This window comes from Microbacterium sp. As-52, assembly GCF_049949185.1.
GTDB classification, from domain to species: domain Bacteria; phylum Actinomycetota; class Actinomycetes; order Actinomycetales; family Microbacteriaceae; genus Microbacterium; species Microbacterium maritypicum_A.
The window spans coordinates 3,396,730-3,418,256 of the sequence record NZ_CP188171.1 but is presented as its reverse complement, the minus strand read 5'-3'; the positions used below and the strand labels follow the sequence as shown (position 1 = coordinate 3,418,256).

Sequence of the window (21,527 nt, the reverse complement as noted above, 5' to 3'; positions counted from 1 at the left end):
AGAGTGTGCGCATGAACATCACACTCACTCAGCCTGAAGGGCTCGTCGCGAGTCCGGCATTCAGCCACGTGGCGGTCGTTCCGCCTGGAGCGACGACGATCTACATCGGCGGCCAGAACGGCGTCGACACCACGGGGGCCGTCGTCTCCTCCGATGCCGGCGAGCAGTCGCTGCGCGCGGTGGAGAACGCCAGGATCGCTCTCGAGTCGGTCGGTGCCGGACTCGACGACGTGATCAGCTGGACCGTGCTGATCCATCAGGAAGCGGATCTGCGCGCAGCCTATGGAGCGGTCGCCTCGAGGCTCGCCAGGGAAGGCGCCCCGCCCCTCGTCACGGCTGCGCTGGTGGCAGGGCTCGGGGTGCCCGGTGCGCTGATCGAGGTGAGCGCCGTCGCCGCCGTCGTCCGGGACTGATCGAACCCCCCTGCACCCGTGGGGGCATGCGGGAAGGAGGTCAGATCCTGCCGCGCACCGGAGTCCGCGCCGCATCGTCGGCGCCGTCCGGCATGGTCATCTCCGCGCGCACGCCCAGCAGGCGAACCTCGCGCTCGGGATCGAGCGTCGCGCCGAGTGCTGCCGCGGCCGCGACGAATTCCTGGCGATCCGTGGTCGGCCCCGGAAGCGTGCGACCGATCGTCCTGGTCTCGAACGGGGCGTACCGCACCTTGAGGTGCACACGCACGACGGGTCGCCCTTCGGCGGCGCAGTCCTGGAAGGCCTGCGCGGCGAGTTCTCTGATCGCCGTCTCGACCCGATCCGGTGTCGTCAGGTTCTGCTGGTAGGTCATCTCGCGACTGTGGCTACGAGCGACCCATGGGGTGTCGTCGACGGTACGCGGACCGATTCCGGATCCCAAGCCGTGATACCAGACGCCCATCCGCGGTCCGAACTCCGCAACCAGAGCCGGCTCGTCCGCATCGGCCAGCTCGCGCACGGTCAGGATGCCGTGAGCGGCCAATCTCCTCTGCACCTTCGGCCCGACACCCCACAGCTCGCGCGTCGGCCTGTCTCCCATGATCTCGAACCAGTTGTCCGCTGTGAGGCGGAATATGCCGCGGGGCTTGCCGAATCCGGTCGCGATCTTCGCCCGCACCTTGTTGTCGCCGATCCCCACCGAGCAGTGCAGCTCGGTCGCATGGAGCACGGCGGCCTGCGCAGACCTCGCCATTTTCTCCGGATCGTCCGTGGTCACGCCGAGAAAGCACTCGTCCCACCCCACGATCTCGAGCACCACATCCGGCAGCGCCCGGAGCGCGGCCATCACCTCACCGGAAGCCAGAGCATAGGCCTCGTGGTCGACGGGGAGGAAGACCGCGTCATCGGGTGCCTTGCGCGCGGCGATCTTCAGAGGCATGCCCGAACCGATGCCGAAGGCGCGCGCCTCATACGAGGCGGTCGACACGACGGCGCGCTCGGTGGGGTCTCCCCGACCACCGACGATCACCGGGAGGCCGGCGAGCTCGGGCCTGCGCAACACCTCGACCGCGGCGATGAACTGATCCATGTCCACGTGCAGCACCCAGTCGGCCATGCAACGAGTGTGGTCGCTGACGGCGCGGATGTCACCCCTCGAGCATCAGCTGATCGCGACGCCGATCGCCGTGGCGACCACCGCGAGCAGTGGCAGGGCTCCCTGCATCGTGGCCGCGCGCACCTTGGTGCGGTCGGACAGCACGAGCACCAGCGCGGCTGCGAGCATCATCGCGGTACCGGCGAAGACGAGTGTGAGCCCCACCGTCTCGGCTCCCACGATCACGAGACCGATGCCGAGCAGGGTCGTCAGCGCGAGGAAGAGGTTGTAGAACCCCTGGTTGAAGGCCAACTGCTTCATGGTGACCGCATCGGCCTCGCTGGCGACGCCGAAGATCTTCCGCGTCTCGGTATCGGTCCACCTGAGCGACTCGAGCGCGAAGATGAAGACGTGGAACGCAGCGGCGGCTGCGGCGAGGACGAGACCGACGATGAGCATGGGCTGATTCTCCCGTTCCGAGGGGTCGGGAGCAAGCCGACCGGTGAGCGGGGCTACACGAGGAAGATCGGCAGCAGCCCCGGATTGTGTGCGTGCACCAGCACGGCGAACACCACGGCGTCGAACAGCAGATGCACCGTGACGACATAGGCGAGCGAATGCGTGCGGAGGAAGATGTACCCCTGCAGCAGGGCGAACGGGATGGTCAGCAGCGGTCCCCACTCCCGGTAGCCGAGCTCCCAGAGGAACGAGACGAAGACGATCGCTTGGAGCAGGTTCGCGACCAGGTCCGGGAAGTGGCGTCGCAACAGCGCGAACACCGTGCAGATGAAGAACAGCTCGTCCCAGATGCCGACGGCGCCGACGCCGACGAAGAGCCTCGCGATGAGGTCGGGGGTGTCGACCACCGGCCAGTTCTGGTAAACCCCGCTGGTGATGAAGTAGAAGGGCAGGATGAGCCAGCCGAGCACCAGCACGGCGACCAGCCAGCCCCATTGCAGCCGACCCCAGCGTCTACGCGTTCGCCACGGGAAGCTGATCGCGCGGTCGCAGTAGACGAACCGCGAGATGACGTACGGCACGGCGACCGCCCCGCCGAGTGCAAGAGTGAAGCGCAGCATCGCGAGGTTGTCGAGCTCCGCAGCCAACGGGATGATGCTCACGATCAGAAGACCGATCGCGATCAGGGAGAGATCCCTCGTGAGAGACGGCGGCCTGTGCACTCCGATCACCCTCGCGGTCTCCAACCGAGACCCCACGCGCACGACCTCGTCCTCGGCGCGGCGGCCGCGCTCGATCAGACCCGCCACGGCGATGCCCGCCGCGAGCAGCGTCCAGCCGATCCAGGGGATCTCCAGCACGAAGAATGCCGGAGCCGCCGCACACACGAGCAGCGCCGGCACGAAGCCCAGCCGCTGCATCGTGTCACGCCGCACGTCCGTCACGCGCGCGTCCTGCGCCGATACACGAGGTCCCGGATGTCACGCCCCTTCGCGATGCCCTTGCGCTCGAATGCCGTCATCACCCGACCGTCGAAGCGGTCAGCCCACTCCCCGTCGAATGCACGCTCGAACAGCGGCTCGGCATCGAGCACCTCGCGCATCTGCAGCGCGTAGTCCTCCCAGTCCGTCGCGAGTCGCAGCAGTCCGCCGTCACGCAATGCTCTCGCCGCGGTGTCGCCGAAACCGGGGCGAACCAGACGTCGTTTGGTGTGCTTCTTCTTGTGCCACGGGTCGGGGAAGAAGATCCACACCTCCCGTGCCGCAGCCTCGGGGAGGAATGAGGAGAGCACCTCCGGCGCGTTCGCCTCGACCACGCGCAGGTTGCCGGCACCCTCGCGATCGGCGTCGAGCATCGTCCGCGCGAGTCCAGCGCGGAACACCTCGACGGCGAGGAAGTCGTCGTCCGGGCGCGACGACGCCGCGGCCACGATCGCATGCCCCTGCCCGGAGCCGATCTCCACGTAGAGATCGGCCGAGCGTCCGTACTCGGTCGCGGGGTCGAGACGGGCCTCGGGGTGCACGGACGTCCAGGCGACGTCTCGCGGCACGTCGAGCAGGTAGTGCGGGCCGAGTTCGGAGAACGCGCGCTCCTGGGCGTCGGACATCCGACCGCTGCGGCGCACGAACGACACCGGTTCGTCTCGGAAGGTACGGGGTTCGGGCATGAATCCAGGGTAGCCGTCGGCGTCGCGGCGTCCGGCGCCTCGGATACCTCCCGCGAGAGCCGCGCTCAGTGCGTCGGCGCCGTCACGAAGTCGATGAGTTCCTCCACACGGCCCAGCAGGGCGGGTTCCAGATCCCGATAGGTCGTCACCTTCGAGAGGATGTGCTGCCAGGCGCGCGCGGTGTCGGCCTGCGTCTCGTGCGGCCACCCGAGGGCACGGCAGATACCGACCTTCCACTCGATGCCGCGCGGGATCTCCGGCCACTTCGCGATGCCGAGGGCTCGCGGCGTGACGCACTGCCAGACGTCGACGAAGGGGTGACCGACGATGCGGAGATGGCGACCGTGCGGGCCCCGGGCGACCGCATCCGCGATCCGCGACTCCTTGGAGCCCGGGACGAGATGGTCGACGAGAACTCCGTAGCGTCGCGTCGCGCTGGGTGGTTCGGCTGCCAGCAGATCGTCGAGCAGATCCACCCCCTGCAGGAACTCGACGACCACGCCTTCGACCCGCAGATCTGCACCCCATACCTTCTCGACGAGCTCGGCATCGTGCTTGCCCTCGACGAGGATGCGGCTGGGCAGCGCGACGCGGGCGCGCTGATCGGCGACCACGAAGGACCCGGACGCCGTCCGACGCGGGCCCTGGGACTTCGCCGCGGGGACGACCAGACGAACCGGTGCGCCGTCGATCAGGAATCCTCCGCCGAGGGGGAACAGGCGTCGACGTCCGACCCGGTCCTCCAGCTCGACGTTCCCACCCTGCACGCGGGTCACGGCACCGCAGAAACCGTCGTCGGCGACCTCCACCACGAGATCCGTCTCCGCCGCGACCTGCGGCACCTGCTTCGCGCCGCGGTCGCGCCAGCCGGTGGCCAGCACATCCGAACCGTACATGTCGTCCATGCCTCCCAGCGTATGTGTCTGCGCTGAGGGCGAACGGAGAAGCACCATCGAGTGCTGTCGCGTGTCGGATCCAGTGCATAGACTCGTGGCATGGGGCTCGGCTGCCGGTCGGAGGGAACACGATGACGAAACGGTGGCTCGCGCTGGCCGCACTCACGCTCGCCGCGGTCGCTGGAGCGTTCACCGCCTCCGCGGCATCGGCCACCGATCCGCTCACCCTCGATGCCGGGTACGTCACCGATCAGGCGGGTGTGCTGAGCGCCGACGAAGAGGCCACCGTCGAAGCCCGGCTCCAGGAGCTCACCGACAACTCGAACGCCGACCTCTTCGTCGTCCTCGTCGACGACTTCACCAATCCCAGCGACAACGTGCAGTGGGCGGATACGGTCGCACAGGACAACAATCTCGGCACCGAGCAGTATCTTCTCGCGATCGCCGTCGACGGCCGGAGCTACTACATCTCCGCCGCCCCCGACGGGCCCGTGAGCTTCGGACAGCTCGACAGCATCGAGGACAAGATGGTTCCCTTCGCGTCCGACGGCGACTGGGTCGGAGCGATCACCCTCGCCGCCGATGAGATCCAGGGAGACGGGGGCGCCGGCGCGCTCCGGATCGGCCTGATCGTCGTCGCGATCGTCGTGGTCGCGCTGCTGGTGTGGCTCGTCGTCGCTCTCGTGCGCCGCGCGCGCCGCCGCGCCGAGATCCGTGAGCGCGGCGCCATGCCCGAGACCCCCGATCCCGCCGATCCCTTCTCCGCTCTGACCGACCAGCAGGTCGAGACACAGGCCGGACTCGCGCTCGTGCAGGCGGACGATGCGATCACCTCGAGCCGGGAGGAACTCGGCTTCGCCGTCGCCCAGTTCGGCGAGGGCGCGACCGAGGAGTTCACGCGCGTCGTCGATGCGGCGAAGGCCAAGATCTCCGAGGCCTTCGACCTGAAGCAGAAGCTCGACGACGAGATCGAGGACACGATCCACGACCGCAGGGCGTGGCATATTCGCATCATCCAGATCGCGGACGAGATCGACGACATCCTGGATGACAACACCGCCGCATTCGACGAGCTCCGCAAACTGGAGCAGAACGCCCCGCAGGAGCTCGAGCGGGTCCGTCGTGAGCGCGCGGCGCTCGACCCGGTCCTCGCCGCGGCCGCTCCAGCCCTCTCCGCACTCACGTCCACCTACGCTCCGGCGGCGCTCGCGATGGTCGCGGACAACCCCGCACAGGCCCGCGAGCGAGCCGACCTCGCGGATCGATCGATCGAGGCAGCGGCGCAGGCGATCGCGGCCGGCCGTTCGGGCGAGGCGGCGTTCGCGATCCGCACCGCAGAGCAGTCGGTGGCGCAGGCGGCACAGCTCGCCCAGGCTGTGACGACGCTGGGCACCGAGCTCTCGACGATCGAGGCGCAGTCCCAGGCGCTCGTCACCGAGCTGCAGGGAGACCTCGCGGCGGCGCAGCAGCTGCCCGATCCTTCGGGAGCGATCGCCGGCGCGGCCTCCGCGACCGCACAGCAGCTCCAGGTGGCACAGACCGACCTCGCCGGCTCCACGCGTAATCCGCAGCGCGTTCTCGAGGCGCTCACCGCCGCCAACGCGCAGATCGATGCCGCGATCGCTCAGGGCAGAGAGAGCGTCGAACGCGCGCGTCGTGTGCAGCAGATGCTCGATCAGAGCCTCGCACAGGCGAACTCCGAGATCCGCGCGGCTCGTGACTTCATCGAGACCCGCCGAGGAACCGTGGGCTCCACCGCACGCACCCGCCTCGCGAACGCGGAAGCGAGCCTGGCGCAGGCGCTCAACCTGCGGGCGACCGACCCCGACGCCGCGCTGGCGGAGGCAAACCGGGCGCTCGCCTTGGCAGGCCAGGCGACGTCGGCTGCGCAATCCGATGTGCAGGCGTACGCCCCTCCCGGTTACGACCAGGGCGGCTTCGGAGGCCTGTTCGGCGGATCCGGGTCGTCGTCCAGCGGCTCGGGGATCGGCGGGGACATCCTCGGCGGCATCATCGGCGGGCTGCTCGCCGGCGGCGGAAGCGGCGGATCCTCGCGGCGGGGAAGCAGCAGCGGCTGGCGCTCCTCCGGAGGAGGATTCCGCAGCTCCGGATTCGGCGGAGGCGGCGGCTCCCGCAGCAGCGGCCGCAGTGGCCGATCAGGAGGTAGACGCTTCTGATCCGCTACACAGACACATACGACAAGCTCTCGAAGACGCCCTCTGAAAGGAATCACGCATGACCAAGCAGTCCATCTTCGGACGTATCTCGACCCTCGTCCGCGCGAACATCAACTCCCTGCTGGACTCTGCGGAGGACCCGCAGAAGATGATCGACCAGCTCGTTCGCGATTACACGAACAGCATCGCCGACGCCGAGTCGGCGATCGCGGAGACGATCGGCAACCTCCGCCTGCTCGAGCGCGACCACGAGGAAGACGTCCAGGCGTCGACCGAGTGGGGCAACAAAGCCCTCGCCGCCAGCCGCAAGGCCGATGAGATGCGCGCGAGCGGCAACACCGCCGACGCGGACAAGTTCGACAACCTCGCCAAGATCGCCCTGCAGCGCCAGATCAGCGCCGAGCGCGAGGCCACCGGTGCTGAGCCCCAGATCGCGGCGCAGACCGAGATCGTCGACAAGCTCAAGAGCGGCTTGAACGGCATGAAGGACAAGCTGGTCGAGCTCAAGAACAAGCGCAGCGAACTCCTCGCGCGCGCCAAGGTCGCCGAGGCGCAGACCAAGGTGCAGGACGCTGTCGGCTCGATCAACGTGCTCGACCCCACCAGCGAGCTGGGGCGGTTCGAGGACAAGGTCCGCCGCCAGGAGGCCATCGCGCAGGGCAAGATCGAGCTCGCAGCGTCGAGCCTCGATGCCCAGTTCGAGAGCCTGGAAGACCTCGGCGAACTGACCGAGGTCGAGGCACGTCTCGCCGAGCTCAAGGCCGGCGGCAGCGCTCCCCGCCAGGCCATCGAAGGCAACTGACACGACCGGCGGATGCCCCGGGCAGCGCGCCGGGGCATCCGCCCTCTCTTCTTCGGAGGCACCCATGGTGCGATTCCTCGTCATCCCGCAGTGGCAGGGTTCACCCGCACCGCGCGCGATGCTTCTCACCGACGGCGCCGCAGCGATCGCCGGTGATCTCCCCCGCACGGCGACCACGGTGCTCGACGTGCCGGTCGAGGCCGGCGAATCCCTGGGCACCGACGTCCGACGCCTGAGCACTCTGCTCCGCACCCGTGAACAAGTACACGGGCACATCGACCACGACACCGTGGTGATCGGCGGCGACTGCAGCGTGACCGTCGCCGCTCTCGATGCCCTCCCGGGAGGGACGGAAGGGCTCGCCGTGGTGTGGTGCGACGCGCACGCCGACATGCACACGCCCGAGACCTCACCGTCCGGTGCATTCTCGGGCATGGCGCTGCGGGCGCTGCTCGGTGAGGGTGAGGATCAACTCGTGCTCTCCCCCGCGATCCCCGCGCACCGTGTGGTGACCGTCGGGATGCGCAATCTCGACGATGCCGAGGTCGAGCAGATCGCCCCTTTGAGCAACCTCTCGGTCGACGACCTCGCACGCCCCGAAGCGCTGCTCGACGCGGTCCGCGCGACCGGGGCGACGCGGGTGTGGGTCCACATCGACGTGGATGTGCTCGATCCCTCGGAGTTCGCGGGCGTGTCGTCTTCCGTGCCGTTCGGACTCTCGCCCGCGGCTCTGAGCACTGCCATCCGCGCACTGCGCAGCGAAGTGCCACTGGCGGGCGCGACGATCGCCGGGTTCGCTCCCCGGTCTCCGGCCGACGCGGTCGACGACCTCGGTGCGCTGCTGCGGCTGGTCGGAGCGGTGGCGTGACCGCCGCCACGGACTGGCGGCCGGCCGCAGAACAGGCTCTCGCTCGCGGAAGACGCCTCGACCGACGGATTCCCTCTTTCCTGCTGCGCTCTCCGATCAGCCGCCTCGGCTACGCCTGGGGCACGGCCATCGGGTGGATCTGGGGCTCGCTGTGGAGCACCGGCCCCGTCGAGCGGCGCGAAGGCTTGTGGATCTTCCAGGGCATGCCCTCATGGACCTTCAATCGCGGCGGGGTGTGCGTCGGCGGCTGCTTCCTGACGGGTGGCACCCGCCCCAGCGAGGCGGTTCTCCGCCACGAAGCCGTGCACAAGGAGCAGTGGCTTCGCTACGGCTTCCTGATGCCGGTGCTGTACCTCTTTGCGGGGAGGAACCCCCTACGCAATCGCTTCGAGATCGAGGCGGGACTCGAAGACGGCAACTACGTGCGCCGCACGCGGTGACGGGCTGACGGCCTTCGCATGGGCGCGGGCCACTGGACGGCACGTCAACATGCCGTGAGCCGCCTGCGCGTGCGGATCAGCGGTCGACGGGCAGCAGGCCGAAGCGCTCGGGAGCGTGGATGAGCGACGGGGAGATCTCCAGCGCACTCGTCAGGTGGTCGATGATGTCGGCCGTGCCGAGGTAGCTGCCGAGCAGAGTGACGTGGGTCTCGATCTCGTCGTCGCACATCATCTCGTCGGCCCACGCGCAGGTCGCTCTTGCCAGAGCCTGACCGGGTGCGCACGCCCGACCGCTTCCGGGAGCACCGGACCGCTGCTCACGAGCGAGCCACGTGACCGTCATTCGACCAGGAGCATCGATCACGCCGATGTCGGCGACCTCGGGCACCTCGATGAAGATACGACCCGACGCGCACAACGGCAGCGTGGTGAGGAACACCTCGAGCTCAGTGAGCGAGTGCTCGTCTGCCGTCACCAGGTGATGGGAACGCTGACGTGCCGCGCGACGTTCGGCGCGCGTGCCGCGAGTCTCGAGCGAGGTGTCCATGGTGTCTTCATCGTACACCAAGTGAAGGCTTGCCTAACCTTGCATCAGCTCGGTCATCGCCGGGAGCTTTCGGTGGAGGAAGCCGGTTCGACGAGCGCCGCCACCAAGGCGGCCAGTTCGGCCTCGGTCATCCCCTGCGCGCGCAGGTATGCGGCAGCAGACCCCCACCGTTCGTCGACCTGCTGCAGCAGACGACGCATCACGGGCGCCGGGGACTGGGTCGCGAGCGCCACCGCGTGCACGGCCTCCGGGTGCTGGGTCCGCAGGTACTCGGCGATCCACCGCGTGCGCTGAGCAGGAAGCTGCGACTCGGTGAGCGCATAGTCGGCGATCACGGCCTCGCGATCGGCTCCGACGGCGGCGAGAGCGAGGGCGACGGTGACGCCGGTCCGATCTTTGCCGACGGTGCAGTGCACCAGCGTGCACTCTCCCGCGGCGATGATGCGGATGGCGTCGACGAGTCGTTCGCCGCTCTCCTCGAGCAGATGCAGATACAGGTCTTCGAGACTCGTGTCGGCCTCGAAGAAGGATCGCACCGAACCCAGGAACAAGGGAAGGTGTGTGGTGTCCGGCCCCTCGATCTCCGTGGGTTCCGCAGCGACCTCTTCGCCGTCGCGCAGATCGACGATGTGCCGAACCTGTGCCCGCAGCGCGGCGGCGCCGGATGCGGTCGCACCCGAGAGCTGTCCCGATCGCAGCAGCACCCCGGAACGGATACGACCACCGTTCGCCGGCATACCCCCGACATCCCGGATGTTCGAGACACCCTCGACCTCGAGGATCGTCATGCCTGACCCTTCGGATCGCGAGCAGGAACGGGGTAGCGTCCCGCGATCACGATGCGGTTGAAGGCGTTGATCGACACGCAGGCCCAGCTGAGCGCCGCGTACTCCTTCTCGGTGAACACACTTCCCACCTGGTCGTAGACCTCGTCGGAGATCCCGTCCTCGGCGATGAACGTGAACGCTTCGGCGAGCTCGAGGGCGGCGCGTTCCCGCTCGCTGAACACACCGCTCTCGCGCCACGTGGGGATCTGCGTGAGAGTGTCGGTGTCGACCCCCGCCGCCACCGCTCGGTCGACATGGATCCGCGCGCAGTACGCGCAGCCGTTGAGCTGCGAGCAGTGGATCATGACGAGCTCCTTGAGGCGGTCGTCGATGCCGTTGGCCGCGCAGATCTGCCCCACGGTCTTCGAGAACGCGTCAAGCGCCTGGTACGCCGTCGGCTCGGTCTTGGACAGGTGCACACGCGTCTCGCTCATGACTCCATGATATTCGGCGAGCATCGCCCACGCTCCGACTGACGCGTCTGCAGGAAATGCATATTGACAACAGGAGAGCGAAACATAGAGACATAATGTGCAACCAAACGCCGCAATTGCTTGTCGTAATGGTCCTGTATTTCCTGCGCGTCTGCGCGAGGGCGCAGAATGTGGAGGTGGCGATCGACATCAGCGAGTTCAGCTATCTTCCCGCACAAGCCGAAGCACTCGGCGTGCCGTTCCCGGCGGTGGAGCGTCTCACCCTTCCGCTGCCGGACGGACGCACCCTGAGCGCCCTTCGTTTCGGAACCGACGAGCCGCGCGTGACACTGCTGCACGGAGCGGGCTTGAACGCGCACACCTGGGACACCACATCGCTTGCGCTGCAGCAGCCGCTGCTCGCGATCGATCTCGCCGGGCACGGCGACTCCTCCTGGCGTGACGACATCGACTACACGCCGCGAACGCTCGCCCGCGACGTGGCCGCCGCGCTCGACGCCTGGGCCACGCAGCCCCAGGTCGTGGTCGGCCAGTCGCTCGGAGGACTCACCGGTGCCGCGCTCGCAGCCGCACGACCCGATCTGGTAGCCGAGCTCATCATCGTCGACATCACGCCAGGGATCGACGTGACAGCCGGACCCGCAGCGCTGCGCGAGTTCTACGCGGGCCCGACCGACTTCGCCACGCGGGATGAACTCGTCGACAAGGCGATCGCGCTCGGCTTCGGCGGATCCCGCCCCGAGACCGAACGCGGTGTCTTCCTGAACACGCGCGTACGCGAGGACGGACGCGTGGAGTGGAAGCACCACTTCGCACACCTCGCCGCCCAGGCTCTCGCCGCTCACGACCCCGGATCGGCAACCGCCCCGTCGGTGCTGCACGAGACGGGCTGGGATGACCTGGCCGCAGTCAGCGCGCCGATCACCCTGGTGCGGGCCGCACGAGGATTCGTCAGCGAAGCCGATGCCGCCGAGCTCCAGCGACGCGTGCCTGCGGCGCAGCTGGTCGTCCTCGATGCCACCCATAACGTGCAGGAGACGGCACCGACCGCTCTCGCCGGTCTCATCGGCTCGGCAGCACCCGCCGCCGGAATATGACTCTCCGTTCCATACACGACCCTCACCCCGCCTCACATCTCTAGGCTCGATTCCACGGCACACAGCAGCTGCCGCACCGAGAGGAAACGCCCATGTTCCGACGCACCCGACGTCTCGCGCTGATATCCGCGCTCGCGGCCACCGCCGTGATCCTGAGCGCCTGCTCCGGCACCACCGAGCCCGAGCCCAGCAGCGCAGCGGGAACACCCGACCCGAGCGCCACCCTCCACGTCGGACTCGTCCTCGAGCCGACCAATCTCGACATCCGCCACACCAGTGGTGCCGCGCTCGAGCAGATCCTGATCGACAACATCTACGAGGGTCTCGTCACCCGCACGCAGGACAATGAGATCGAGGGTCGCCTCGCCTCCGACTACACCGTCTCGTCCGACGGTCTCACGTACACGTTCACCCTGAACGACGGCGTCGTCTTCCACGACGGCACGCCGCTCACGTCCGCCGACGTCGTCTCCTCGTACGAGACCGTGCGCACGGATGCGACCGTCCAGGGCAACGCGGACTTCGCCTCGGTGACGGCGATCACTGCACCGGACCCGACGACGGTCGAGATCGTGCTGTCCGCACCGAACCAGAACTTCCTGTTCGCCCTCACGGGGCCCGCCGGTCTGGTGTTCAAGACCGGAGACACCACCGATCTGAAGACGGCCGAGAATGGTACCGGTCCCTTCACTCTGACGCGCTGGAACAAGGGCAGCACCATCACCTTCGCGCGCAACGACGCCTACTGGGGCGATCCGGCCGGCGTCGCTCAGGTCGAGTTCCAGTACATCCCCGACTTCACCGCGGGGGTGAACGCCGCGCTGGCCGGCGACGTGGACGTGCTCACGGCCGTGGATCCGAACCTCGCGCCGCAGCTCGAGGACTCGGGAGACTTCGCACTCACGACCGGGCGCACCACCGATAAGGCCACTCTCGCCTTCAACAACAAGAAGGCCCCGCTCGACGACGTCCGCGTGCGCGAAGCACTCCGGCTCGCCATCGACCACGAAGCTCTCATCGAGGCGGTCGGCGCCGGCACCGCGCTGTACGGGCCGATCCCCGAGCTCGACCCCGGCTACGAAGACCTGTCCGACGTGATCTCCTACGACCCCGAGAAGGCCAAGGACCTGCTCGCAGAGGCCGGCCAGAAGGACCTGGAGCTGACGCTCACGATCCCCTCCTTCTACGGCACGACCGTGCCGAAGGTCCTGATCTCGGACTTCAAGAAGATCGGGGTGACGCTCGAAGTCAACTCCGTCGAGTTCCCCACCTGGTTGGAGGACGTCTACACGAACCACGACTACGACCTCAGCTTTGTTCTGCACGTCGAGCCGCGGGACTTCGGCAACTTCGCCGACCCGGACTACTACTTCGGCTACGACAACGCCGAGGTGCAGGACCTGTACGCGAAGGCACTGGCCGAGGTCGACCCGGACAAGTCCGCTGACCTGCTCGCGCAGGCCGCACGCATCGTGTCGGAGGACCACGCCGCCGACTGGCTCTACAACGGCGAGACGATCACGGCGGTGAGCCCGATCGTGGCCGGCTTCCCTGAGGACTCGATCAACTCGCGCATCAACCTCGCGGGCGTCACCGTCTCCGCCGAGAAGTAGCGAGCGGTCACCCCTTCGTGATCCGCTATGCGCTCGTCCGAGGAGTCCTGCTCATCGCAGGGCTCCTCGTGTCGAGCGTGCTCATCTTCCTGACGCTCCGCGTCTTCCCCGGCGATGTCGCACAGCTCATCGCCGGCACCCAGGCCTCCCCCGCCGAGGTCGAGGCCCTGCGCGAATCCCTCGGACTGAACCGGCCTCTGCTCGCCCAGTACACCGACTGGATCGGCGGCATCTTCCGCGGCGACCTCGGCACGTCTCTGCTGTCGGGCGCCTCCGTCGGCGAAGAGCTCCTCCTCAAGGCCCAGGTCACCGTCCCGCTCGGCATCATGTCGCTCCTGATCGCCGTGCTCATCGCCGTGCCCTTCGGCATCCTGGCCGCGCTCCTGCGCAACCGACGCGGCGGCACCGCGCTCAGCGTCGGCGCTCAGGCGCTGGCCGCCGTCCCCGTGGTGTGGGCCGGCATGATGCTCATCGTCGTCTTCTCGGTCTGGCTGGGCTGGCTTCCACCGCAGGGGTTCCCCCGCACCGGCTGGTCGACGCCCGGAAGGGCGATCGAGTCGCTCCTGCTCCCCGCGCTGACGATCGGGATCGTGGAGGGGGCGATGCTGATGCGATTCGTACGCAGTGCGACGCTCCAAGCCGCAGGACAGGACTTCGTCCGCACCGCCGCGGCGAAGGGGCTCACTCGCACCCGAGCGCTCATCCAGCACGGCATCCCGGCCGTCGGTCTCTCGATCATCACGGTGCTCGGCCTCCAGGTCGCCGGCATCATCGTCGGATCGGTCGTGATCGAGCAGCTGTTCACCCTCCCGGGGATCGGACGCATGCTCGTCGCCGATGTCGGAACGCGAGACCTCATCAAGGTGCAGAGCGAGCTGCTCGTGCTCACCGGATTCGTGCTGGTCGTGGGCTTCCTGGTCGACCTCGTGCACCGCGCGATCGACCCTCGACAGCGGGAGGCCGCATGACCCCGCGCTGGCTGGGCCGACTGTGGGACACCTCGACGGGGCGCTTCGGTGCCATCGTCGTCGTCGTGATCGCCCTCACCGCGCTCGTCGCCCTCTTCTGGACACCTTTCGATCCGCAGGCATCGGACATCGGCGATCGCTGGCTGCCGCCGAGCTGGCCGCATCTGCTGGGCACCGACGACACGGGTCGCGACATCCTGAGCCTGCTGATGGCGGGTGCCCGCACGACCGTCTTCGTGAGCATCGGAGCAGGGCTCGTCGCCACCGTGGTCGGTATCGCACTCGCAGCCCTCGGAGCACTGACCGCACGCTGGCTGCGTGAGACCGTGGCGGTACTCGTCGACATCCTGATCGCATTCCCCGTGCTGCTGATCGCCATGATGATCTCCTCGGTCTGGGGCGGATCCCTCTGGGTGGTGATCTGGGCGGTGGGAATCGGCTTCGGCGTCAACATCGCGCGCGTCACCCGCCCCGAGTTGCGCCGTGTGCAGCAGAGCGACTTCGTCCTGGCTGCGCGAGCCGCGGGGGTCACGCCTGCTCAGAGCCTCGTGCGACACCTGCTGCCGAACGTCGCCCCCGTCTTCATCGTGCAGCTGTCGTGGTCGATGGCGGTCGCAGTCCTCGCCGAAGCCGGTCTCTCGTATCTGGGTTTCGGCGCCTCGGTGGTCGAACCGAGCTGGGGCCTGCTGCTCGCCGACCTCCAACGGTATATCGGGGTGCATCCGCTGTCCGTGCTCTGGCCGGGGCTCACGATCACGATCACCGTCCTCGCGCTGAACCTGCTGGGCGACGGTCTGCGCGAGGCGACCGATCCGACGCTGCGGCATCGCGCCGCCGAGATCCACACCCCGGGGGTGGTCGCATGAGCCTCTCCGTGAAGGACCTCGTGGTCGAGATCGATGGGCGACACGTCGTCGACGGCATCTCCTTCGAGGTGCCCGACGGCGCGCGACTCGGACTCATCGGCGAGTCCGGGTCCGGCAAGTCCCTCACCGCGCTCGCTGTGCTGGGACTGCTCCCGGACGGCGCGACCACGAGCGGGAGCATCCGCTGGAACAGCACCGAGCTGGTGGGGATGCCGGATCGCGAGCTGGCCCGCCTTCGCGGCGACGACATCGGCATCGTGTTCCAGGAGCCGCGCACGGCACTGAATCCGATCAGGACCGTCGGGCGGCAGATCGCGGAATCGATCCGCATCCACGAGGGACTCGGACGCCGCGAGGCCCGGGAGAGGGCGATCGCGGAAGCGGCACGAGTGCGGCTTCCCGACCCCGCGTCGATCGTGGACCGGTACCCGCACCAGCTCTCCGGCGGTCAGCGCCAGCGTGTCGCCATCGCGATGGCACTCGCGTGTCGTCCGAGACTGCTCATCGCCGATGAGCCGACGACCGCGCTCGACGTCACGATCCAGGCCGAGATCCTCTCCCTGCTGCTCGCGCTCGTCGCGGACGAGGGCATGTCCCTCGTGTTCATCACCCACGACCTCGCCGTGCTCGCACAGGTCGCGACCGAGGGAGTCGTGCTCGAACACGGGCACGTGGTCGAAGCCGCCCCGGTCTCGACCCTTCTCTCCGCACCGTCCTCGCCCATCACCCAGGGGCTGCTGCGGGATGCGACGGCGACCCTGTGGCGTCCGGATGGGGGTGCCGCGTGAGTCTGATCGAGGCCCGAGGGCTCAGTCGCGACTTCTTCGTCCCGAAACGCTCCGCATTCGAGCGCACCCGCACGCAGACCGCCCTGGCTCCCACCGACCTCGACATCGTCGAAGGATCGTCCGTCGGCATCATCGGCGAGTCCGGATCGGGCAAGTCCACGCTGGTCAGGCTGCTGCTGGGACTGGACCGCCCGACGTCCGGCACGATCGCCGTCGGCGGCCGCCCGGTCGACGCCACCGCATCGGCAAGGTCCCTGCATTGGCTGCGCCGCGAGACAGGGCTGGTGTTCCAGGACCCGTACGCGTCGCTCGACCCCCGGATGACGGCCGGTCAGATCGTGCGAGAACCGCTCTGGGCCCTCGGCATCGAGGGGGATCACCGTGCGCGTGTGCGGGAGGTGCTCGCCCGGGTCGGGCTCGAACCCGAGATGGGTGACCGCTATCCGCATGAGTTCTCGGGCGGGCAGCGGCAGCGGATCGCCCTCGCGCGAGCGATCGTGCATGGCCCGCGGATCCTGGTCGGCGACGAGCCGCTGTCGGCGTTGGACGTGACCGTTCGTGCCCAGATCCTCGAGCTGCTGATCGAACTGCGACACACGACCGCCCTCACGCTGGTGCTCGTGTCGCACGACATCGGAGTGGTGCAGAACCTGTGCGACACGGTCGTCGTGATGAAGGACGGCCGTATCGTCGAGCGGGGCGCTACTCGCGACGTGCTCCTGCATCCGACACAGGACTACACGAAGAGGCTGCTCTCGGCCATCCCCGTCATCCCCGCCGGCCCCGGGCATTGAGAGATCGATCGCGAGACCGGACGAGCGTCCTCAGCGCCGCGAGCCGAAGAGCCCTCCCCGCCGCCGCCCTGTCGGCTTGAGCACGCGGCGCATGTACACGGTACCGAGGTCTCGGCCGAACTTGTACCCGACGCGTCCCATCCGTCCCGCTTCGACGAAGCCGAGCTTCTCGTGCAGTCGAATCGACGCCTCCGCACCGTGGTCGCTGATGACCGCGACCATCTCTCGGAGGCCGATCTGCTCGCAGGCATCGATGAGCGCCTGCAGCAACACCGCCCCCAGGCCTTTGCCTCCCGCACCGGGACCGAGGTAGATCGAATCCTCGACGGTGTACTTGTAGGCGTTCTTGCCTGCCCATGGCTGCGCGAGGGCGTAGCCCATCACCTCGCCGCCCGGGGACACCGCGACGAGAAACGGAAGCTCGAGCCGGGCGAGCAGAGCGTACTTGTCGCGCCAGTAGGGAATGCTGCTGCGTCGCTCGTCGAGTGTCACGGCCGAATTGCTCACGAAGTGGTTGTAGATCTCGCGCACATGGGGCAGGTCGGCAGGCCGCGCGGCGCGGATCGTGTACGAGAAGATCTCGGGCGCGGGCGCAGGCCGCAGGTGGCGCGGCAGGACACGACGACGGTCCCCCGGCTCGAACTGCATGCGCTCAGCTTAGAGAGGGAGAGGCTTCGCCTTCCACCCTCCAGTCCACGGGCTCGGCACCCCGTTCCTCGAGGAGGGCGTTCGCCCGCGAGAACGGACGTGATCCGAAGAAGCCGCGGCGGGCCGAGAGCGGGGATGGATGAGCCGAGGAGATGACCGGCGTCTCCCCGAGGAGGGGCCGCAGGTTGGCTGCGTCCTTCCCCCACAGGATCGCGACGAGCGGCTGATCGCGCGCGACGAGCGCACGGATCGCGAGCTCCGTGACCTTCTCCCACCCCCACCCTCTGTGAGAGGCCGCCTCACCGGGACGCACGGTGAGCACACGGTTGAGCAGGAGGACGCCCTGATCGCTCCACGCCGTCAGATCACCGTGCGGTGCGGGAGGGATGCCCAGGTCGGTCTCGCGCTCCTTGTAGATGTTCGAGAGACTGCGCGGCAGCGGGCGCACATCGCGATCGACGGCGAACGAGAGTCCGATGGGATGTCCGGGCGTGGGGTAGGGATCCTGCCCGGTGATGAGGACGCGGACGTCGGACAGCGGCCGCTGGAAGGCCCTGAGCACGTTCGCGCCCGCCGGCAGGTATCCCCGCCCTGCCTCCTGCTCGTCGCGGAGCCGCTCCCCCAGGGAGGTGATCGTGTCCTGGACGGGGGCCAGCGCCTCCGCCCATCCGGCGTCGATCAGCCCGCCCTCGGCGAGCTCTGCGAGAGTCTGGGCCATCGTCAGTCGATGGAGCGCACCCGCAGCGGGCCGCGGGCGAGCAGGTGCTGCGCGGACTGCGCTACCGGCCGCATCGTGATCAGGTCGAGGTTCACGCGTCCGGGCGACTCCAGCGCATACGCGATCACGTCGGCGACGTCGTCGGCGACGAGCGGGGCGTCGACACCCGCGTACACGGCCTCGGCAGCGACCGAGTCTCCGCCCAGGCGATTGAGCGTGAACTCCTCGGTGTGCACCATTCCCGGCGCCACCTCGACCACACGGATCGGCTCGCCGTTGAGTTCCTGACGGAGCACCTTCACCAGCATCGACTCCGCGGCCTTCGCGGCGTTGTAGCCTGCACCGCCGGCGTACGCGGTCTGCGCAGCCGTGGAGGTGACGAAGATCGCATCCGCGTGACCGTCCGCTGCCGCGGCTCGGCGCAGGAGCGGGAGCAGACCCGCGACGAGACGCTGGCTCGCCAGCACGTTCGCGTCGAACATCCACTGCCAGTCGTCGACCGATGCGTCCTCGATGCGGTCGGTGCCGCGAGCACCGCCGGCGACCTGGACGAGAGCGTGCACGGGGCCCGACCGCTCGAGTTCGCCCACGAGCGCGTCGACGGCGGAGGCATCGGTGAGGTCGCAGGCGATGGCCGAGGCTCCGGTCTCCGCGGCGAGCGCCGACAGTCGGTCCTCGCGTCGCGCGACCCCCACGACGTCCCATCCCCGGGCACGGAGGGCACGCACCGTCGCCGCGCCGATGCCCGAACTCGCACCTGTCACCACTGCTCGTCTGTTCACCATGCCTCCACCGTACGGCGTTCTCCCCGGAATGCGGACTCCCCCCTGGGGTTGTCGTCGATCGATCCGCCGCAGGATTCCGGGCCTCCGCTCTGTTACGTCACATTTCCCGTCTGTTGTTGACAGACAGCGATATTCCGTACTGTCGCTGCAACGGCATCCGCCACACGACCTTCCGACCACTCCTGGGGGAATCACATGTCCGCACCCGAGTCCTGGCGTTTCGAGACCAAGCAGATCCACTCGGGCGCTGCCCCCGACCCGGTCACCAAGGCACGTGCCACGCCGATCTACCAGACCACCTCGTACGTGTTCGACAGTGCGGACCATGCGGCTAACCTGTTCGCCCTCGCGGAGTTCGGCAACATCTACACCCGCATCCAGAACCCGACGCAGGACGTGCTCGAGCAGCGTCTCGCCGCGCTCGAAGGCGGCACCGGTGCTCTCGTGCTCGCCAGCGGCCAGGCAGCGTCGACCTTCGCGGTCCTGAACATCGCGCAGGCCGGCGACCACTTCGTCGCGTCGAGCTCCATATACGGCGGCACCTACAACCTCTTCAAGTACACGCTCGCGAAGCTCGGCATCGAGGTCACGTTCGTCGAGAACCAGGACGACCCCGAGGAGTGGCGTCGAGCGGTCCGCCCGAACACGAAGCTGTTCTTCGCGGAGACGATCGGAAACCCGCAGATCAACATCCTCGACATCCGCACCGTCGCCGATGTGGCCCACGAGAACGGCGTCCCGCTGATCGTCGACAACACGATCGCCACCCCGTACCTGATCCGTCCGTTCGAGTTCGGCGCCGACATCGTCGTGCACTCGGTCACGAAGTTCCTCGGCGGCCACGGCACCACGATCGGCGGCGTCATCATCGACGGCGGAAAGTTCGAGTGGTCGAAGAACGTCGACAAGTTCCCCGGCCTCACGGTGCCGGACCCCTCGTACCACGGCGCCAGCTACACCGCCGCCGTCGGCGACCCGCTCGCGTACATCATCAAGGCCCGCGTGCAGCTCCTGCGCGACCTCGGATCCGCTATCGCCCCGCAGAGCGCCTGGAACCTCATCCAGGGCGTCGAGACCCTGTCCCTGCGCATCGAGCGCCACGTGCAGAACGCCCAGGAGATCGCCGAGTGGCTCGACGGCCGCGACGATGTCGCGACGGTCAACTACTCTGGTCTGCCCTCTTCACCCTGGTACGCCAAGGCGAACGAGTACGCGCCCAAGGGCGTCGGCGCCGTGCTGTCGTTCGAGCTGAAGGGCGGCGTCGAAGCCGGACGCGAGTTCGTGAACAGCCTGTCGCTGTTCAGCCACCTCGCCAACATCGGCGACGTGCGCTCGCTCGTCATCCACCCCGCATCGACCACGCATGCGCAGCTGACGCCGGAGCAGCAGCTCACCGCCGGAGTCACGCCGGGCCTGGTCCGACTCTCCGTCGGCATCGAGAACGTCGACGATCTCAAGGCCGACCTCGAGCAGGCTCTCGCCGCGGCCCGCGCCGTGTCGGAGGCCGCGCGCGCCTGACCCGCACACCCCACGAGATGCCCCGGAGCCCGAGCTCCGGGGCATCTTCGCGTGCAGGCGACGTCTTCACCCGGCCGACCCACAGGCGACGGCCTCGACAATGGAAGACCGCCGTGAGGAGAGCATGATCGACGTCGAACACCGACCGCCGCGCGTCCGACGCGTGACGACGACCCGCGCGCGATGGCTCGCCGCCGCCGGCGTCGCCGTGCTGCTCGTCATCGCCGGCGGCTGGATCCCCGGAATCGTCGGCACAGCGGTCGCTGCCGCCCTCCCCTGGCTCGGTCTCGTGCTTCTCGCACTGCTGATCGCCGCGCTGTTCCTCGCCCGCCGAGTGGTCGTCGTGATCCTGGTTCCCGCACTCCTGTGGATCCTCGCGATGGCACCGGCTCTTCCCGCCCTCCCCGGTCCGACGGGGTCGGAGTCGGCCTCCGCTTCCGGGCTGACGGTCGTGAGCCAGAACGTGAGGGCGCGATCCGGCGGGGCGGCCGCATCCGCGACCGAGCTCGCGCAGAGCGGCGCCGATGTGATCGCCCTCGTGGAGCTCGATGGAGACAGCCTCTCCGCGGCGCAGAACGCCCTCGCCGGGCAGTACCCGCATTCGTACACGGTCGGAACCGTCGGTGTGTGGAGCAGATATCCCCTCGCGAACGCCGAGCCCCTGACGCTGGGACTCAGCTGGAAGCGTGCGCTCCGTGTCGAGGTGCAGGTGCCGTCCACGCCGGTCGCCGTCTACGTGATGCACGCCGCGTCGGTGCGGCCGGGGCACCAGCAGGACCGCGACACGATGCTGAGCGGACTCGCGGACCGGGTCGGCTCCGACCCTGCGGACTCCCTCATCGCCGTCGGCGACTTCAACGCACCGTCGACCGATCCGAGCCTGACGGCCTTGCGCGCGGAAGCCGATTGGGTGCGTCCGACGGATGGGAGCCTCGGGCTCACCTGGCCCGTCGCCTTCCCCCTCGTACGCATCGACCAGGTCTTCGTCCGCGGCCTCGATGTCGTCACGTCGGGCACGATACGGGCGGGGAACAGCGATCATCTCGCCACCCTGACCCGAGTGCGCTGATACACCTGCCGACGACCGACGACCGCGACCGACGACCG

General features: G+C 68.5%; 24 protein-coding genes. 13 read left to right on the top strand and 11 right to left on the bottom strand.

The genetic code is table 11. The features are described from left to right. The first annotated feature begins 11 nt into the window (after nt 1-11). Nucleotides 12-413 (top strand): RidA family protein, encoded by a 402-nt coding sequence (locus ACLFA2_RS16490; protein ID WP_029258462.1) that lies wholly within the window; start codon nt 12-14, stop codon nt 411-413. Nucleotides 414-453: 40 nt separating this feature from the next. Here the strand turns inward: ACLFA2_RS16490 and ACLFA2_RS16485 are convergent, their stop codons facing one another. From ACLFA2_RS16485 to ACLFA2_RS16465, 5 genes are all read right to left on the bottom strand, one after another. Further along, nucleotides 454-1,530 carry a DNA polymerase IV gene (locus ACLFA2_RS16485; RefSeq protein ID WP_426621638.1) on the bottom strand — a complete coding sequence of 359 codons (1,077 nt, stop codon included), beginning with the start codon at nt 1,528-1,530 and terminating at the stop codon, nt 454-456. A 45-nt stretch (nt 1,531-1,575) separates the two neighbouring features. After that, a complete protein-coding gene (locus ACLFA2_RS16480) occupies nt 1,576-1,968 on the bottom strand; it encodes a DUF1304 domain-containing protein (protein ID WP_021198039.1) in 393 nt (130 codons plus the stop codon). Between the two features lie 53 nt (nt 1,969-2,021). Then, complete coding sequence (locus ACLFA2_RS16475; protein ID WP_347125983.1) at nt 2,022-2,888, bottom strand: CPBP family intramembrane glutamic endopeptidase; 867 nt, start codon at nt 2,886-2,888, stop codon at nt 2,022-2,024. 20 nt (nt 2,889-2,908) lie between these two features. Next, on the bottom strand, nt 2,909-3,634 hold the full coding sequence (gene trmB / locus ACLFA2_RS16470; RefSeq protein WP_426621637.1) for a tRNA (guanosine(46)-N7)-methyltransferase TrmB: 726 nt from the start codon (nt 3,632-3,634) through the stop codon (nt 2,909-2,911). Nucleotides 3,635-3,699: 65 nt separating this feature from the next. Next, nucleotides 3,700-4,539, bottom strand: coding sequence for a DUF3097 domain-containing protein (locus tag ACLFA2_RS16465; RefSeq protein ID WP_426621636.1), 840 nt, complete (start codon nt 4,537-4,539; stop codon nt 3,700-3,702). Between the two features lie 122 nt (nt 4,540-4,661). Here ACLFA2_RS16465 and ACLFA2_RS16460 point away from each other — a divergent pair, with 122 nt between their 5' ends. The 4 genes from ACLFA2_RS16460 to ACLFA2_RS16445 all read left to right on the top strand — a co-directional run bounded on the left by ACLFA2_RS16460 (nt 4,662) and on the right by ACLFA2_RS16445 (nt 8,817). After that, a complete protein-coding gene (locus ACLFA2_RS16460; RefSeq protein WP_426621635.1) occupies nt 4,662-6,707 on the top strand; it encodes a TPM domain-containing protein in 2,046 nt (681 codons plus the stop codon). Nucleotides 6,708-6,765: 58 nt separating this feature from the next. Then, nucleotides 6,766-7,509 (top strand): PspA/IM30 family protein, encoded by a 744-nt coding sequence (locus ACLFA2_RS16455; RefSeq protein ID WP_017831053.1) that lies wholly within the window; start codon nt 6,766-6,768, stop codon nt 7,507-7,509. Between the two features lie 64 nt (nt 7,510-7,573). After that, nucleotides 7,574-8,377, top strand: a complete 804-nt coding sequence (locus ACLFA2_RS16450; RefSeq protein ID WP_426621634.1) for an arginase family protein — start codon at nt 7,574-7,576, stop codon at nt 8,375-8,377. After that, nucleotides 8,374-8,817: a hypothetical protein gene (locus tag ACLFA2_RS16445; protein WP_021198500.1), complete on the top strand. Its 444-nt coding sequence runs from the start codon at nt 8,374-8,376 to the stop codon at nt 8,815-8,817. Before ACLFA2_RS16450 ends, ACLFA2_RS16445 begins: the two co-directional genes overlap by 4 nt. Before the next feature lie 76 nt (nt 8,818-8,893). On the opposite strand, the gene ACLFA2_RS16440 is transcribed toward ACLFA2_RS16445, so the two are convergent. From ACLFA2_RS16440 to ACLFA2_RS16430, 3 genes are read right to left on the bottom strand one after another with little or no spacing between them, the layout of a single operon-like run. Next, on the bottom strand, nt 8,894-9,382 hold the full coding sequence (locus ACLFA2_RS16440) for an SIP domain-containing protein (protein ID WP_426621633.1): 489 nt from the start codon (nt 9,380-9,382) through the stop codon (nt 8,894-8,896). Nucleotides 9,383-9,417: 35 nt separating this feature from the next. Continuing rightward, the gene (locus tag ACLFA2_RS16435; RefSeq protein WP_021198502.1) at nt 9,418-10,152 is read right to left on the bottom strand and encodes a tyrosine-protein phosphatase; all 735 of its coding nucleotides are present in this window, start codon (nt 10,150-10,152) and stop codon (nt 9,418-9,420) included. After that, nucleotides 10,149-10,625 (bottom strand): carboxymuconolactone decarboxylase family protein, encoded by a 477-nt coding sequence (locus tag ACLFA2_RS16430; protein ID WP_021198503.1) that lies wholly within the window; start codon nt 10,623-10,625, stop codon nt 10,149-10,151. Before ACLFA2_RS16430 ends, ACLFA2_RS16435 begins: the two co-directional genes overlap by 4 nt. A 170-nt stretch (nt 10,626-10,795) precedes the next feature. Here ACLFA2_RS16430 and ACLFA2_RS16425 point away from each other — a divergent pair, with 170 nt between their 5' ends. From ACLFA2_RS16425 to ACLFA2_RS16400, 6 genes are all read left to right on the top strand, one after another. Beyond that, nucleotides 10,796-11,722: an alpha/beta fold hydrolase gene (locus ACLFA2_RS16425; protein ID WP_029258473.1), complete on the top strand. Its 927-nt coding sequence runs from the start codon at nt 10,796-10,798 to the stop codon at nt 11,720-11,722. Nucleotides 11,723-11,814: 92 nt separating this feature from the next. Continuing rightward, complete coding sequence (locus tag ACLFA2_RS16420) at nt 11,815-13,335, top strand: ABC transporter substrate-binding protein (protein ID WP_029258474.1); 1,521 nt, start codon at nt 11,815-11,817, stop codon at nt 13,333-13,335. A 17-nt stretch (nt 13,336-13,352) separates the two neighbouring features. After that, entirely contained in the window at nt 13,353-14,303 is a 951-nt protein-coding gene (locus ACLFA2_RS16415; RefSeq protein WP_426621632.1) for an ABC transporter permease, read from the top strand. Further along, the gene (locus tag ACLFA2_RS16410; RefSeq protein WP_029266365.1) at nt 14,300-15,169 is read left to right on the top strand and encodes an ABC transporter permease; all 870 of its coding nucleotides are present in this window, start codon (nt 14,300-14,302) and stop codon (nt 15,167-15,169) included. Before ACLFA2_RS16415 ends, ACLFA2_RS16410 begins: the two co-directional genes overlap by 4 nt. Further along, nucleotides 15,166-15,957 carry an ATP-binding cassette domain-containing protein gene (locus ACLFA2_RS16405; RefSeq protein ID WP_426621631.1) on the top strand — a complete coding sequence of 264 codons (792 nt, stop codon included), beginning with the start codon at nt 15,166-15,168 and terminating at the stop codon, nt 15,955-15,957. The genes ACLFA2_RS16410 and ACLFA2_RS16405 overlap by 4 nt, the downstream gene beginning before the upstream one ends. Further along, nucleotides 15,954-16,751, top strand: a complete 798-nt coding sequence (locus ACLFA2_RS16400; RefSeq protein WP_426621630.1) for an ABC transporter ATP-binding protein — start codon at nt 15,954-15,956, stop codon at nt 16,749-16,751. Before ACLFA2_RS16405 ends, ACLFA2_RS16400 begins: the two co-directional genes overlap by 4 nt. Nucleotides 16,752-16,781: 30 nt before the next feature. Here ACLFA2_RS16400 and ACLFA2_RS16395 read toward each other — a convergent pair whose 3' ends face one another. From ACLFA2_RS16395 to ACLFA2_RS16385, 3 genes are read right to left on the bottom strand one after another with little or no spacing between them, the layout of a single operon-like run. Then, on the bottom strand, nt 16,782-17,399 hold the full coding sequence (locus tag ACLFA2_RS16395; protein ID WP_426621629.1) for an N-acetyltransferase family protein: 618 nt from the start codon (nt 17,397-17,399) through the stop codon (nt 16,782-16,784). Between the two features lie 4 nt (nt 17,400-17,403). Continuing rightward, nucleotides 17,404-18,117: a uracil-DNA glycosylase gene (locus tag ACLFA2_RS16390; RefSeq protein ID WP_021198511.1), complete on the bottom strand. Its 714-nt coding sequence runs from the start codon at nt 18,115-18,117 to the stop codon at nt 17,404-17,406. Between the two features lie 2 nt (nt 18,118-18,119). Continuing rightward, nucleotides 18,120-18,902: an SDR family oxidoreductase gene (locus ACLFA2_RS16385; protein ID WP_029258481.1), complete on the bottom strand. Its 783-nt coding sequence runs from the start codon at nt 18,900-18,902 to the stop codon at nt 18,120-18,122. Between the two features lie 195 nt (nt 18,903-19,097). Between ACLFA2_RS16385 and ACLFA2_RS16380 the strand changes: the two genes are divergently transcribed. Then, nucleotides 19,098-20,420: a bifunctional o-acetylhomoserine/o-acetylserine sulfhydrylase gene (locus ACLFA2_RS16380; protein WP_021198513.1), complete on the top strand. Its 1,323-nt coding sequence runs from the start codon at nt 19,098-19,100 to the stop codon at nt 20,418-20,420. 124 nt (nt 20,421-20,544) lie between these two features. Further along, nucleotides 20,545-21,489, top strand: a complete 945-nt coding sequence (locus tag ACLFA2_RS16375; protein ID WP_426621628.1) for an endonuclease/exonuclease/phosphatase family protein — start codon at nt 20,545-20,547, stop codon at nt 21,487-21,489. Nucleotides 21,490-21,527: the final 38 nt, after the last annotated feature.

What these genes read in the sequence shown, in the direction of transcription:
- ACLFA2_RS16390 (WP_021198511.1), bottom strand. Translation starts at nt 18,117, where the DNA reads ATGGCCCAGACTCTCGCAGAGCTCGCCGAGGGCGGGCTGATCGACGCC.
- ACLFA2_RS16375 (WP_426621628.1), top strand. Translation starts at nt 20,545, where the DNA reads ATGATCGACGTCGAACACCGACCGCCGCGCGTCCGACGCGTGACGACG.
- ACLFA2_RS16475 (WP_347125983.1), bottom strand. Translation starts at nt 2,888, where the DNA reads ATGCAGCGGCTGGGCTTCGTGCCGGCGCTGCTCGTGTGTGCGGCGGCT.
- ACLFA2_RS16460 (WP_426621635.1), top strand. Translation starts at nt 4,662, where the DNA reads ATGACGAAACGGTGGCTCGCGCTGGCCGCACTCACGCTCGCCGCGGTC.
- ACLFA2_RS16465 (WP_426621636.1), bottom strand. Translation starts at nt 4,539, where the DNA reads ATGGACGACATGTACGGTTCGGATGTGCTGGCCACCGGCTGGCGCGAC.
- ACLFA2_RS16405 (WP_426621631.1), top strand. Translation starts at nt 15,166, where the DNA reads ATGAGCCTCTCCGTGAAGGACCTCGTGGTCGAGATCGATGGGCGACAC.
- ACLFA2_RS16385 (WP_029258481.1), bottom strand. Translation starts at nt 18,902, where the DNA reads ATGGTGAACAGACGAGCAGTGGTGACAGGTGCGAGTTCGGGCATCGGC.
- ACLFA2_RS16395 (WP_426621629.1), bottom strand. Translation starts at nt 17,399, where the DNA reads ATGCAGTTCGAGCCGGGGGACCGTCGTCGTGTCCTGCCGCGCCACCTG.
- ACLFA2_RS16490 (WP_029258462.1), top strand. Translation starts at nt 12, where the DNA reads ATGAACATCACACTCACTCAGCCTGAAGGGCTCGTCGCGAGTCCGGCA.
- trmB (WP_426621637.1), bottom strand. Translation starts at nt 3,634, where the DNA reads ATGCCCGAACCCCGTACCTTCCGAGACGAACCGGTGTCGTTCGTGCGC.
- ACLFA2_RS16380 (WP_021198513.1), top strand. Translation starts at nt 19,098, where the DNA reads ATGTCCGCACCCGAGTCCTGGCGTTTCGAGACCAAGCAGATCCACTCG.
- ACLFA2_RS16420 (WP_029258474.1), top strand. Translation starts at nt 11,815, where the DNA reads ATGTTCCGACGCACCCGACGTCTCGCGCTGATATCCGCGCTCGCGGCC.
- ACLFA2_RS16485 (WP_426621638.1), bottom strand. Translation starts at nt 1,530, where the DNA reads ATGGCCGACTGGGTGCTGCACGTGGACATGGATCAGTTCATCGCCGCG.
- ACLFA2_RS16450 (WP_426621634.1), top strand. Translation starts at nt 7,574, where the DNA reads ATGGTGCGATTCCTCGTCATCCCGCAGTGGCAGGGTTCACCCGCACCG.
- ACLFA2_RS16435 (WP_021198502.1), bottom strand. Translation starts at nt 10,152, where the DNA reads ATGACGATCCTCGAGGTCGAGGGTGTCTCGAACATCCGGGATGTCGGG.
- ACLFA2_RS16430 (WP_021198503.1), bottom strand. Translation starts at nt 10,625, where the DNA reads ATGAGCGAGACGCGTGTGCACCTGTCCAAGACCGAGCCGACGGCGTAC.
- ACLFA2_RS16410 (WP_029266365.1), top strand. Translation starts at nt 14,300, where the DNA reads ATGACCCCGCGCTGGCTGGGCCGACTGTGGGACACCTCGACGGGGCGC.
- ACLFA2_RS16480 (WP_021198039.1), bottom strand. Translation starts at nt 1,968, where the DNA reads ATGCTCATCGTCGGTCTCGTCCTCGCCGCAGCCGCCGCTGCGTTCCAC.
- ACLFA2_RS16455 (WP_017831053.1), top strand. Translation starts at nt 6,766, where the DNA reads ATGACCAAGCAGTCCATCTTCGGACGTATCTCGACCCTCGTCCGCGCG.